The 12,225-nt window shown below is 56.7% G+C and carries 12 protein-coding genes; 4 read left to right on the forward strand and 8 right to left on the reverse strand.

The window, feature by feature from the left end:
• Positions 1-20: 20 nt before the first annotated feature.
• Positions 21-230, forward strand: coding sequence for a TOBE domain-containing protein (locus K0H80_RS17020; protein WP_144202655.1), 210 nt, complete (start codon positions 21-23; stop codon positions 228-230).
• A gap of 126 nt (positions 231-356) precedes the next feature.
• Here K0H80_RS17020 and K0H80_RS17025 read toward each other — a convergent pair whose 3' ends face one another.
• Entirely contained in the window at positions 357-731 is a 375-nt protein-coding gene (locus K0H80_RS17025; protein ID WP_220072363.1) for a GFA family protein, read from the reverse strand.
• A 105-nt stretch (positions 732-836) separates the two neighbouring features.
• On the reverse strand, positions 837-992 hold the full coding sequence (locus K0H80_RS17030; RefSeq protein ID WP_190272400.1) for a hypothetical protein: 156 nt from the start codon (positions 990-992) through the stop codon (positions 837-839).
• Positions 993-1,506: 514 nt separating this feature from the next.
• Here K0H80_RS17030 and K0H80_RS17035 point away from each other — a divergent pair.
• Positions 1,507-3,564 carry a TonB-dependent receptor gene (locus K0H80_RS17035; protein WP_220072364.1) on the forward strand — a complete coding sequence of 686 codons (2,058 nt, stop codon included), beginning with the start codon at positions 1,507-1,509 and terminating at the stop codon, positions 3,562-3,564.
• A gap of 75 nt (positions 3,565-3,639) precedes the next feature.
• Here the strand turns inward: K0H80_RS17035 and K0H80_RS17040 are convergent, their stop codons facing one another.
• From K0H80_RS17040 to yegS, 5 genes are all read right to left on the reverse strand, one after another.
• On the reverse strand, positions 3,640-4,620 hold the full coding sequence (locus K0H80_RS17040) for a sensor domain-containing diguanylate cyclase (RefSeq protein ID WP_220072365.1): 981 nt from the start codon (positions 4,618-4,620) through the stop codon (positions 3,640-3,642).
• A 201-nt stretch (positions 4,621-4,821) separates the two neighbouring features.
• Positions 4,822-5,358 carry a response regulator transcription factor gene (locus tag K0H80_RS17045; protein WP_011867138.1) on the reverse strand — a complete coding sequence of 179 codons (537 nt, stop codon included), beginning with the start codon at positions 5,356-5,358 and terminating at the stop codon, positions 4,822-4,824.
• Complete coding sequence (locus K0H80_RS17050; RefSeq protein WP_258406259.1) at positions 5,355-6,542, reverse strand: sensor histidine kinase; 1,188 nt, start codon at positions 6,540-6,542, stop codon at positions 5,355-5,357. The genes K0H80_RS17045 and K0H80_RS17050 overlap by 4 nt, the downstream gene beginning before the upstream one ends.
• 69 nt (positions 6,543-6,611) lie before the next feature.
• A complete protein-coding gene (locus K0H80_RS17055) occupies positions 6,612-7,535 on the reverse strand; it encodes a dTDP-4-dehydrorhamnose reductase family protein (RefSeq protein ID WP_220072367.1) in 924 nt (307 codons plus the stop codon).
• Positions 7,535-8,458: a lipid kinase YegS gene (yegS, locus tag K0H80_RS17060; RefSeq protein ID WP_220072368.1), complete on the reverse strand. Its 924-nt coding sequence runs from the start codon at positions 8,456-8,458 to the stop codon at positions 7,535-7,537. The genes K0H80_RS17055 and yegS overlap by 1 nt, the downstream gene beginning before the upstream one ends.
• Positions 8,459-8,659: 201 nt before the next feature.
• Between yegS and K0H80_RS17065 the strand changes: the two genes are divergently transcribed.
• Both K0H80_RS17065 and K0H80_RS17070 read left to right on the forward strand, forming a co-directional pair.
• Entirely contained in the window at positions 8,660-9,355 is a 696-nt protein-coding gene (locus tag K0H80_RS17065) for an MliC family protein (protein WP_220072369.1), read from the forward strand.
• 32 nt (positions 9,356-9,387) lie between these two features.
• Complete coding sequence (locus K0H80_RS17070; RefSeq protein WP_220074018.1) at positions 9,388-11,238, forward strand: alkaline phosphatase D family protein; 1,851 nt, start codon at positions 9,388-9,390, stop codon at positions 11,236-11,238.
• A 34-nt stretch (positions 11,239-11,272) separates the two neighbouring features.
• On the opposite strand, the gene K0H80_RS17075 is transcribed toward K0H80_RS17070, so the two are convergent.
• Complete coding sequence (locus tag K0H80_RS17075; RefSeq protein ID WP_258406129.1) at positions 11,273-12,181, reverse strand: pseudouridine synthase; 909 nt, start codon at positions 12,179-12,181, stop codon at positions 11,273-11,275.
• Positions 12,182-12,225 lie beyond the last annotated feature (44 nt).

The following is a 12,225-nucleotide window of genomic DNA, read 5'->3' on the forward strand; positions in this document are numbered from 1 at the left end:
TAACAGGAAGATAAATTAATATGAAAATTAGCGCACGCAACAACCTTACCGGTAAGATCAAGGCAATCGAAGAAGGTTCGGTAAACAACGAAGTGGTGATCGAGCTAGCTCCGGGCGTTGAGATCACCTCTGTGGTCACCAAGAAATCATGTGAGCAGTTGGGTCTGGTGGTGGGCGGCGAAGCCTATGCCATCATCAAGGCGAGCAATGTGATGATCGCCGTCGACTAATCACTCTTTCGAGATTGATTTAGGCATAGGGCTGGAAAGTTAGAACAGATGCCCTATGCCGACACAGCTTAGTCTAAACGATAAAATCGAGACGCTTTAATCTCAGCGATTTTAATCTAGGCGCCTTTAATCCAGATACTGCCAGGTGTCGGCACCATCGAAGTGGCGGACCTGAATATTCTCGCGCAGCGCCTGTGGCGCCATCCTGAAGTTCAGCGCTATCCTGGGCTCACTCACCTTGTCCGTCGTCAGGGTATGGGTCACGCAGCCACAGCGCTTGCAGTGGTAGAAGACCAGATACTTATCCCCATGGCTATACCCCACAGACGCGCTCTCCTCCTGGCCGGACGGTGCCAGCTCGTTCAGGCTGACCTCCTTGGGATCAAAATAGCCCCACAGGGCGGCATAGCGGCTGCAGATGGAGCAGTTGCAAGAGGTAAGGGTTTCTGGAGGCGTCGCCAGGGTCAGTTGTACCTGCCCACAATGACAAGAGAGCTGCATGTCAAAATATCCTTATTTTTTAAGTCATGCCTAACCTAAAGGGTTAACTCTCTTATATCAAGACAAGGCCGATTTGGCTGCGGTTACCGCTGGCGATAATGGCGATCAGTTATACCCCAGGATATAGCAATCTGGCTCTTCATCTTTAAGATCTGTCTCGTTGCCCGCCAACATCTCCTGCAGCCATTGACGACGTGTCATGGCGCCATGATCAGATTCAGTCTCGGTAACCCTGTGTGCTGTGTTTGTTTCGTGTTCCATAATCAATACCCAATTCATCTTCACCCGCCGGTAATTCACCCGGCCCTAATTAAGCATTTGAGAGCACAACAAAACGCCCACCGCGTTTAATTTATCAAACACTTAAATTTGATTAAATGACTGAAAACTATTGATGTCAATGAATTTTATTGGTCATACAAATAAACCAACAAAAGCTGCGCGCAGAAACCAGTAAATTTCAAAGTATTAATTTTAAAGAAATTTATAAACTGAATCCTGTATTCAATCTTTTAAAAACCATAAACCAAGCTACTCGTATCCTTAAAAAAATTAATCTTCTGACCATCAAAATTAACGCCACTCACCCGATTGATAAAGCAAACACTTGTTTGAATATCAATTCCTGGCGAGCCTAAAAGCTAAGAATCGGAAGCCAAACCACTCGGGCGCGCACCGGGTGCGACACCTTGTCGCACTATCTGAGTTTGCCTTTGTCAGGCCTAAATAGGACTGCCACAATGCCGCCACCTAAATCCCTAAGAACTACAAGATTATGGCGCTGCGTCTCTCTTTCCTTACGCTCTCAATCGGCACAGCCTTGCTGACCCTTCCCTTTGCCCAGGCTCAAGAAGCCGCTTTCGAGATCATCGAAGTCCATGGTGCCCATCAGGGTAGCTATACCTCTGTGACGCCCGAGGCCCAGGCACCCGTCAGTGACATCAGCGGTCTGCTCACCCAGCTCCCAGGCACGGCCGTCAACGGTAACGGCCCGCTGACCGGCATAGCCCAATATCGCGGCCTGTTCGGCGACAGAGTCAATACCCAGGTCAATGGTGTCTCTCTCGCCGGCGCCGGCCCCAATGCCATGGACACGCCGCTGAGCTATGCCAGCCTGATCAACAGCGAGCGCATCGAGATGCACCGCGGCATAGCCCCCGTCTCGGCCGGCACTAACACAGTGGGCGGCAGCATCAAGGTGATCGAATCCCAGGCCAGCTTTAACGATACTCAGGGCCGCATCGCCGCCCAGTATCAAGGCAATGGCGGCCAGAGCCATCTGGGAGCCAAGGTCAATGTGGGCGGCAAGAACCACGCCCTATTGATCTATGGTGACCTCATGCATGGAGATGAGGATATGAAATCCGGCGGCGATCTTCGCCTCTCTCCCACCGGCTACGACAAGCAGATCATCGGCGGCCAATACCGCTTCAACCTCAGCGATAAGGGGTTAGACGATGAATCCATCGCCATCGGCTATCAACATCTGGAAACCACAGAGGCGGGCACTCCGGCGTTGCCTATGGATATCGACTTCATCCGTACCGACAGGGTAAAAGTGGAAGGTGAACACAGACTCGACACCTGGGATCTCAACTGGCATCTGGCCTATAGCGATGCCAGACACGGCATGGACAACTTCAGCGAACGTCAGAAGCCCGAGAGTGCCAACGCCCGTTACAACAACGCCGAGAGCCAGAGTTATGATATGGCGCTGACACTGGGCAGAGATGCCTGGCTGTTTGGCCTGGACAGTCAGCTGAGTGAACACAACTCGCTGATCACAGATCCCACCAAGCCCATGTTCAGAGTCGACAACTTCAACAAGGTGCAGGACGACACCTACAGCGCCTTCGCCCAATGGCAACAGGATATCGACCAGTGGCATTGGCAGCTCGGTGCCAGGGTGAAACACTACCGCACCGATGCCGATGAGGTCAGCCACTCGATGGCTGGCGCCATGCCGGCCATCAAGGTGTTGATGGACAGATATAACCAGGCAGATCGCACCCAGGCCCAGACTGGGCTGGATCTGGTGATCAACGGCCGTTATCGGGTCAATGAGGAGTTAACCTGGATACTCGGGCTGGCCCGCAAACAGGACAGCGCCAGCTATCAGCAGAGATACCTGTGGATCCCGATGCAATCGACCGGTGGACTCGCCGATGGCCGTACCTATGTGGGCAAGATGGATCTGGATCTGGAAACCGCCTATCAGCTGGAGCTGGGCGCCGACTTCAACCGCCAGGGACTAAGCATCAGCCCACGAATCTTCCTGCATCGCATCGACGACTATATCCAGGGGGTCAAGTCTACCGATCCCGCGGTGATCATGGCCGCCAACATGATGGGCAGCCAAGATCCGATGGAATTTGCCAATGTCGATGCCCAACTACTAGGGATGGATATTAACGCCAGCTATGAGATCACAGATCAGTGGCAGCTAGATCTCTTGGCCAGTTATGTCAGCGGTGAGCGCCGCGACATCGACGACAACCTCTACCGCATAGCGCCGCCAAAGGTGAATCTGGGGCTCAACTTCAGAGAAGGCAACTGGTCTGCCCGCATCGAAGGGGTGATGGTGGCGGCTCAGGACAAGGTATCAGAGAGTCAATCCGAGCAGGCAAGCGCGGGCTACGGCCTGGTCAACCTGGTACTGGCCTATGACAGACAAAACTGGCTGGTTAAAGCTGGGGTCAACAACCTGTTCGATACCGACTACGAAGATCATCTCGGCGGCTACAACCGGGTGTTCAATGCCGACCTGGCGCCTGGCCAACGCATGCCGGGCACTGGCATGAATGCCTGGCTCACCGGGGAGTATCGCTTCTAATAGTTAACTCGTTTTTGGGAACCCTCCACTGCGCTCCCGGCCCCGAGCACCCTGCACGCTCGGGGCTTTTTTTATCTACAACGCCTGTTTGTCACGTTTACGGCGCAGCATATCCTCGTCGGCCTGAGCCAGCAGGGTATCCAGTCGCGCATCCTGATCCACTATCTTATGGCCTATGGTCACTGTCACCTCGGGCAGATGGCTGTCGAGCATGGCATTATCCAGCCCCTGCATGATGCGTGTCTCGGTGGCAATCACATCCTCATCGCTCTGACACATGAGCAGCACCACAAACTCATCGCCACCGATACGCCCCACCACATCTGACCCTCTGACGCTCTGCTTGATGATCCCCGCCAGCAGCTTGAGTACTTCGTCGCCCACCGAGTGGCCGTGACCGTCATTGATCCCCTTAAAGTTATCGACATCGATATAGAGCATCGCCAGACGGCTGTCGTTGCGCTGAGCCAGCTTCATTCGCTGCCTGGCTAACCCACTAAATCCACGGCGATTATTGATATGACACAGGTCATCCAGATGCGCCAGCTGCTTGAGCTCACCGTAAATATCCAGCAGGGCGAGATCCGCCTCGAGGATCTCCTTGAGTTCGTGGATCAGCTCGATATAGCTGTCTTGATACTCAGTCTTGGCATAATCCATCACACAGAAGGTGCCGAAACAGCGGCCATCTGGCCAAAACACCGGCACCCCGAGATAGGAGGAGAAGCCATCGTTTTGTACCTCGGGATTGGTGTCCCAGCAGGGATCTATCTTGGCGTCGGGCACATAGAGCGCCGCCTGGGTCTCGACAATGCGCCGACAGAAGATATTGGTATCGGGCGGGATCACCACCCCGGACGGATAGGGATTGCTGACCTGCTTGCTGGCGATGGTCACCTGAAATCCCTTCGGGGTGTATTGCACCAAGAAACTGGCCGGCGCGTTAAACACATGGGCCAGCAGGTTAACGGTTTTCTGCCATTTATCGAGCGAGATGAGATCGATAGGATTATCGAGAAGAAAGCGTTCACTGCTATACAAAGATTCTGTCGACATCGCCTTTCCTTATCTTGAGGATAACGAAATCGCCTTCCTAGCGTCTTGACCTCAGGTCAAACACACCTGCCTGTGAACTAGCCATGCCTTAGAGCATAGAGGTCAACGGAGAGCAATTCAAACCCAAATAATAAACATTATAAATACATCTTTTATTAAATTATGGGATGAAATGCTCACTAGAGCAATGCTCTAACAAGCTTATTGACTGATATCTTGAGGCTTCTTAAGCAGCTTGCGCTGCAGGGTTCGCCTATGCATTCCCAGTTGCCGCGCCGTCGCCGACACATTGCCCTTGTTGGCGGTCAGCACCTGCTGCAGATGTTCCCACTCCACCCGCTTAGGGCTCAGTGGCGCCTCATCCACCTCGGGAGCGATCGCCTTGGGCGCCTTATCGTCCAGCACCCTCAGCAGGGTCGCGGTATCCGCCGGCTTGGTCAGATAGTTATCGGCCCCCAGACGCATCGCCTCGACGGCGGTGGCTATGCTGGCATAGCCGGTCAGCAGCACCAACACGGCCTGGGGCACGGCCCCCTTGAGCGGCGCGATCAGTGCCAGGCCATTGTCCTCGGCCAGCTTCATGTCCAGCAGAATATGGCTGGGCTTAAACTGACGCGCCTTAAGCAGCGCCTGGGTGGCATCGTGGGCCAATTCACACTCAAAACCGTGCTTACCCATGCGCCGTGCCAGGATCCCGGCGAAACTCTGCTCATCTTCGATGATCAATAAGCGCTTCATGCGGCCCCCTGTATCGGCAGGTAGACCTGAGCCACGGCGCCGCCATCCACATGACTGCCGAGAATCAAGCGCCCGCCCAGACGCTCCAGGCTCGCATGGCTGAGCAACAGGGCAACCCCCATCCCCTTGGGCTCCTCGATTATCTGATGCCCGAGCTGCTGCACCAAAGACGCCGGAATACCCGGGCCAAAGTCGCGCACCCCAAGCACCAGTTCATTCCCCTGACGCTGGGCGGAGAAGCTCACCTTCTGCTCCCCCGTCGCCTCCTGGCTGGCCCTGGCACCATTTTCGATGAGCGCCAGTAAGGCGGGCTGCAGGCTGGCATCGACCCGCAACAGCAGCCTGTCGAGGCCATCATCTGGCTCCAACGACAGTTTCACCGCCGGCATCAGCAGGTTGACCTGCTCACTCAAGCCGCTCAGCAGTTGCTCGGCGGATTCCAGCCGCTGCGCCCCCTCGCGGATCGATTCGGTGGCGCTGCGCAGCGCCGTCAGGGTGGACTCGCACACCGTCAGTGCCGATTGCATCTCCTGCAGCGCAGGCCCATTACCATGAGCCTCCTCCTGCAACTCATCCACCAGCAACCTCATGCTAGCCAGTGGGGTCGCCAGCCGGTGAGCCATCTGCGCCGAGGCGGTGCCCAGGGCGATCAACTTCTCCTGACGCAACTGCGCCTCACGCATGAAGGCGAGCTGAGCATCCTGACGCCGCATGCGTTTGGCCAGCAGGGCCACACTCGTGGTCAACACCAGGGATGAGATGATGAAGTTGACCCACATCCCCAGATAGTGGGATTGCATATCCATGCCGTGATGACTCATGGCACTCTCAGGCATGGTAAACAGCATCAGGCTGTAGGCCAGGTTCGACAGCAGGGCCAATGACCAGGGCGCCCAGAAGGGCAGCAGCACGGCGGCGATGGCTATCGGCAGCAGAAGCAGGGAGATGAAGGCGTTGGTGGCGCCACCGGAGAAATAGAGCCAGGAGATCCATAGCAGGGTGTCGAGCACCAGAGCGATAAACAGCCCAGACTCGCTACTGAGCAAGGGCTTTCTCAACCAGAAGGTGAAGCTTAAATAGAAGGCCTCGAGGATCAGGGTGAGATTCAGCGCAGGGCTGTGAAGCGACAGGCCGAAGGTGTCGGCAAACAGGAAGGTGAGACAGAGTTTTAGCATCAAGGCCATGATGCGCAGCAAGGCCAGTTGGTCGGCGGCCCGGTAGCGGCCATAACTCAGAGTCGTCACATTGCTTTCCTATTTGAGATCAAAGACTAATCCTATCTTCGCCAGGGCGTCACCCGAGCGGGACAGGCTGTATTTTACGCCCTGTTCGAAGTCGATTTCACTCTTTATTGCCAAAGATTTGAGGCGCGCCATACTCAGGCTGCAATCCTTGGGTCGCTTGGCCAGGTCGCTCGGGCTCGACTGAGGCGAGATGTGCTGACTGCTCAGCCCCAGGATCTCGGCCATCTTAAGCAGCATCTGATACTTGGTCATGCGCTCTTCGCCGGTGAAATGATAGATGCCCGCCACATCGCCCGCCTGTTGCTGACGTGCCACCAGCTTAACCAGGGCGTTGGCGATATCCAGTGTCGAGGTGGGGCTGCGCACCGCCCAATCATCCTGCTGGGTAGGCGCCTGATTGACTAGTTGTTTTAACATCACCAACACCGCCGACTCCTCCAGCGACTCGACCCGACCATAAAGGATGGGCAGGCGCAGCACGGCAAACTCTCTGGACCCCCCAAGCAAGGCTATCTCCCCCTCACGCTTGGTCTCACCATAGAAATTGAGCGGGTGGGTCTGATCCTCTTCGCCATAATCGGGCGAGGTGCCATCGAACACATAATCTGTGGAGATGTAACAGAGCCAGGCACCATTAGCCTTAGCCGCCTGGGCGAGCTGGCGAGTCGCGGCCAGGTTGAGGGCCTTTGCCGCCTCTGGGTCGCGCTCGGATACATCCGGTCGCCGCTCGGCCGCGCAGTGTAGAATCACCTCGGGTTTGTGGGTCTCGATAAATCGGTTCACCGCCCCCTCGTCGGTCAGATCCAGCCTATGGGTATCTTTACCGGCGCGCGAATAACCGCAGGCCAGTATAGTCACCGGCTCCTTTGCAAATCGCTCTACTAAAGCGCGCCCCAGCAGGCCGGTGGCGCCGGTTATCATTATCTTCAACATTAATGGGATTCTCTGTTAATCGGCTCGCTGCCCGGTTGCAGCAAGGGGCATTTTTCGGGTAATACCATGGCGATCGCACCGGCCTTAAGCTCGAACTCCACATGAGACTCGGCGATAGGCTCACCGTCGAGATTAATGGGCATTGGCGGATTGGAGCGCCAGCTGGCCTGGGTATCGCGGTGATATTTCACATACTCATTGTCAGCCTTGGGCGATTGCAACTCGGCGATCACCTGGGCCAGGGCCTCGATGGGAAACTGATGCAGGGCAACTAAGTCCATCAGGCCGTCGTTGATATAGGCGTCCGGCGCCAGCACCTGGCCGCCACCTGCCTGACGGCCATTACACACGGCGCCCACCAACAACTGCTGCTGGCTGGCCTCGCCATGTATGGTAAATTCGCCGTCATAGGGTTTGAAATTGAGCGCCTGCACCAGCCCGGACAGGGTATAGGCGCCGCCACCGAGAAAGTGTTTCAGCGCCAGCGGCGTGTTGGCGGTAACCTGGGCGCCGAAACCGCCACTGGCAATATTCACCACATACCTGTCGTTGGCGCGGATCACATCCACGCTGTAGGCAGAAGCTTCGGCCGCCAGCCTCAGCGCCGCCTCCAGATCAACTGGCACCCGGGCGGCGGTGGCAAAGTCATTGGCGGTACCCAGCGGCAAAATTGCCAGCTCGCAGCGCTTATCCTTATCATGATCCATCAGGGCGCTAACCAGCTCGTTGAGTGTGCCATCTCCGCCCGCCGCCACCAAGCGCTGACAGCCCTCGGCGATAGCCTCATCCACCAGCCGGGCCACATCCCCGGCCTCGAAGGTGACCCTCACCTGAATCTCATGATCGACGCGTACGCTGGCAATCGCCTGGCGCAGCAGCTCGTCACCGGCCTTCTTACCATTGAGTATGATGCGAAGCTTCACGTTTACTCTCCTACTGAATTGCCTTTGACAAGGCGCCAAGCACTCGACCCATGATAGCAGCAAGCCGCGACGGGCTAAACCTGACTTGCAGCCGGACGACAGCATTAAACGAGTTTAATCCAAGGGAATTTGCCGCGCTCGGCGCAACAGGATATCCTCTTAAATTATCAAGGATATCAGGCCCTAGCTCGGAGCTTAACCATGAACAGATTAGTCTTACTCGCCATTGCCAGCATACTGCTGCCAGCCTGCAGCCAGCAGGCCACACAAGCCAATAGCGAGTCTTCTTCAACAGTGCCCTCTGCAGTGCAAAGCGCGCCGCAAACCGAGAGCCAGGCGCCTAACAAGCCAGAGAATCAGACGGCCAACCAGCCCAGCTTCGACTGTAACGGCGACAAACTCTCCAGCATAGAGGCCCTTGTCTGCCAAGACAGCGAACTTGCCGCGCTGGACCGCCAATTAGCCGAGGTCTACCAGGCCGCCAGCGCCAAGGCCGTCAACGAGCAGCCGCCACTCTTGAAAGCCGAACAGAGAGGCTGGATAAAGGGGCGCGACGAGTGTTGGAAGAGCGACGACAAACATAGGTGCGCGTTTGACAACTACCAGATGCGTATCGCCGAGCTGCAGGCCAGGTATCGCCTCATTGCCCCCAGCGCCGAGGTCAGCTACCAGTGCGATGGCATAGCCGCCAAAGAGGTGGTGGTGAGCTATTTTGCCAGCGAGCCTGCCACCCTGATCGCCGAGTTCGGCGATAGCGTCTCGCTCATGTACAGCCAGCCCAGTGGCAGCGGTAGCCGCTATCAGGGGCGCAACGAGTCGCTATGGGAGCACCAAGGTGAGGCGCGCATCACCTGGGGCTATGGCGCCGAGCCGATGCTCTGTAAGCTCGCCGACTGATCATGACCCTGCCTCTGCTGCTGACAGGCCCCATGCTGCGTCACTGCGACGCAGACCATTTCACCCTGACGTTGGTGACCAGTGAGCCGCTGTCGCAGTTAACCCTCACCCTGGGTGAGACTCAACACCTGCTTGCTGATGACGCAATCGAGTGTCTGGAGCTAGGTACTCACGCCTTCTTCTACCTCATCTATCTGAGCAAGCCCGGGCTCAACCCTGTCGGCACCAGCATTCCCTATGGCCTTAGCGACAGTCGCCACGGCGACCTGCTCACGTCGCTGGCACAGCTGACCTATGGCGACAATCAGACGCCGAATCTGGTGATCAAGCCAGAGATCGATACCCTGCTGCACGGTTCCTGCCGCAACGCCCATCATCACAGCAGCGATGCCATGGTCGCCGCCGATACCCTGCTCGAGAATGGCCCGGATGCGGCCGAGCGGCCGGCGCTGATGATGCTGAGTGGCGATCAGATCTATGTCGATGATGTCGCCGGCCCCATGCTTTACGCCATCGGCAGGGTCATAGAGATGTTGGGCCTGTATGAGGAGGAGTTTCAACAGGCGCCGCTCACCCATAGCAAGCAGATAAGCTACCACCCGGCGGCCATGTACCAGAGGCACAAGAAGCTGTTGCCGCGCACCGAATACCCGGCCGGCAGCGCCCTGGTGCGTTGGTATATCAACCACCCCATCTTTACCTCCTCCATCGCCGAGAATCACCTGGTGAGTCTGGCGGAAATCGTCGCCCTCTATCTGCTCTCCTGGTCGCCGGAGCTGTGGCAGCTCATCGATATTCCTAAGGAGGTGACCGGCCTGTCGCCCGCCAATCAGCAGAGATGGCAGAGGGAGTGGGTTCACTTACTCGAGTTTAAGGCGGGGCTGACCAAGGTGAGACGTCTGCTGGCGCATCTGCCGACCTATATGATCTTCGACGATCACGACATCACAGACGACTGGAACCTCACGGCAAAATGGGAACAGGCGGCCTACGGCCATGCTTTTTCTAAACGCATCATAGGTAATGCGCTGATCGGCTATCTGGTGTTTCAGGGGCTGGGCAATCAGAAGAACAAGTTTAGCGCCGCAATTCTGCCTAAACTCAAACAGTTTCTCGCCGGTCGAGAGGAGGCGCAGCACGATGAGCTGATCGATGCCCTGCTCGGCTTCGACGAGTGGCACTATAGCCTCAATACCTCGCCCAAGTTGGTGGTGCTCGACACCCGCACCCAGAGATGGCGCAGCGAATCCAATCTGGCCAAGCCCTCTGGCCTGATGGACTGGGAAGCCCTGATGGAATTTCAGCAGCAGTTGGTGGGACAGGAGAAGGTGATTATCGTCTCGGCGGCCCCCATGTTCGGCGTCAAGCTGATCGAGGCGGTGCAGCGCACCGCCACCTTTATCGGCGCCTCTCTCCTGGTGGACGCCGAAAACTGGATGGCGCACCCTGGCACGGCCAACACCCTGCTGAGCATCTTCCTGCACCGCAAGACGCCGCAGCAGTTCGTGATCCTCTCCGGCGATGTGCACTACTCCTTCGCCTACGACATAGGCATTCGCTTTCGCACTCAGGGGCCGCAGATCTATCAGATCACCTCGAGCGGCATCAAGAATCAGTTTCCCGAGAAGCTGTTACCCGTGTTCGACAAGTTTAACGGCTGGCTCTATGGCCATTTCTCGCCGCTGAACTGGTTCACCAAACGCAAACGCATGTCGATTCGCGGCCGCCGCCCCAACGGCATGCGCAGTCAGCGGCTGATCAACGCCAGCGGCATAGGCCTGGTCAGCTTCGCCAAAGATGGGGCGCCGTCCAAGATAGCCGTACTCCATGGCGACATGAGCACCACAGAGTTTCTGCCGCCGCGCCAGTCCCTCAAAGACTAAGTCTCGCAAGGGCTAGGCCCGGTCAGCAACAGAGCTAAAGAGACAGTTCCGGCAGGCAGATATCCAGCTTTCGACCGGTGACTGGATCTGTGAAGGCGAGACGACGCGCCAGCAGCTTCATCGGCTGGGCAACATCCTCGGCGCTTCTGGGTAATAGAGTCGGATAAAAATTATCGTTAAGGATCGGCATCCCCAGGCTGTTCATGTGCAGGCGCAGCTGATGGGTCTTGCCGGTGATCGGCATCAGCTCGAAACGACCAATCTCTCCCTCGACGCTCACCAGGACGATCTCCGAGTGGCTGTTGGCCTCACCGTCGACGATGCGCATGGTAAAGCTGGGGGTGCCCTTATCGATGCGATTCTTCACCGTCCAGCGTCTGGGCAGGCTAAGTTTACCGGCGTGATACTCAGCCAGTAGCTCTGGGGTAAGACGCGCCAAAGCCTGATACTCCTTGGTGATCTGTCCATGGCGAAACAGGCCATGGTAGGCGTCGCGGCTGTCACTCTGCTTGACCAGCAGGACTATGCCCGCGGTGGCGCGATCAAGACGATGGGCGGCGATCAGCGTCTCACAGCCGGTGCGCTCCCTTAGCCGATTGATTAAACACTGATTGATCACCTCGCCACCCGGATGCAGGGCCATGAAATGGGGCTTGTTAGCAAGCACTATCTGCTCATCTTGATACAGAATCGACTCGCTAAAGGGAGGCGTCTCCTCATGGGCGACCTCGCGGTAATAGTAAACCTTCTGCTGGGGTCGATAGGCTGTGGTAAGTTCCAGCGGCTGACCATCTTGCCAATGCACCTTGCCCTGGATGAAGCGCTCGCGCCAAATATCTGCGGAAATATTATCGAACCGCTGACAGAAATAGTCGTAAACACTCGCCGGGGGATTTTGGGTTTGAGGTAAGACTATGAAGGAGGCTTGAGCCGCGCGAACCATGACAGAAAGGCCTAAAGATGAAGGAGTGGCCATGGTAACAAAAA

Source organism: Shewanella aegiceratis, assembly GCF_019457495.1.
GTDB classification, from domain to species: Bacteria; Pseudomonadota; Gammaproteobacteria; order Enterobacterales; family Shewanellaceae; genus Shewanella; species Shewanella loihica.

What these genes read in the sequence shown, in the direction of transcription:
- K0H80_RS17075 (WP_258406129.1), bottom strand. Translation starts at nt 12,181, where the DNA reads ATGGTTCGCGCGGCTCAAGCCTCCTTCATAGTCTTACCTCAAACCCAA.
- K0H80_RS17070 (WP_220074018.1), top strand. Translation starts at nt 9,388, where the DNA reads ATGCTGCGTCACTGCGACGCAGACCATTTCACCCTGACGTTGGTGACC.
- K0H80_RS17055 (WP_220072367.1), bottom strand. Translation starts at nt 7,535, where the DNA reads ATGTTGAAGATAATGATAACCGGCGCCACCGGCCTGCTGGGGCGCGCT.
- K0H80_RS17020 (WP_144202655.1), top strand. Translation starts at nt 21, where the DNA reads ATGAAAATTAGCGCACGCAACAACCTTACCGGTAAGATCAAGGCAATC.
- K0H80_RS17065 (WP_220072369.1), top strand. Translation starts at nt 8,660, where the DNA reads ATGAACAGATTAGTCTTACTCGCCATTGCCAGCATACTGCTGCCAGCC.
- K0H80_RS17050 (WP_258406259.1), bottom strand. Translation starts at nt 6,542, where the DNA reads ATGGCCTTGATGCTAAAACTCTGTCTCACCTTCCTGTTTGCCGACACC.
- K0H80_RS17045 (WP_011867138.1), bottom strand. Translation starts at nt 5,358, where the DNA reads ATGAAGCGCTTATTGATCATCGAAGATGAGCAGAGTTTCGCCGGGATC.
- K0H80_RS17040 (WP_220072365.1), bottom strand. Translation starts at nt 4,620, where the DNA reads ATGTCGACAGAATCTTTGTATAGCAGTGAACGCTTTCTTCTCGATAAT.
- K0H80_RS17035 (WP_220072364.1), top strand. Translation starts at nt 1,507, where the DNA reads ATGGCGCTGCGTCTCTCTTTCCTTACGCTCTCAATCGGCACAGCCTTG.
- K0H80_RS17030 (WP_190272400.1), bottom strand. Translation starts at nt 992, where the DNA reads ATGGAACACGAAACAAACACAGCACACAGGGTTACCGAGACTGAATCT.
- K0H80_RS17025 (WP_220072363.1), bottom strand. Translation starts at nt 731, where the DNA reads ATGCAGCTCTCTTGTCATTGTGGGCAGGTACAACTGACCCTGGCGACG.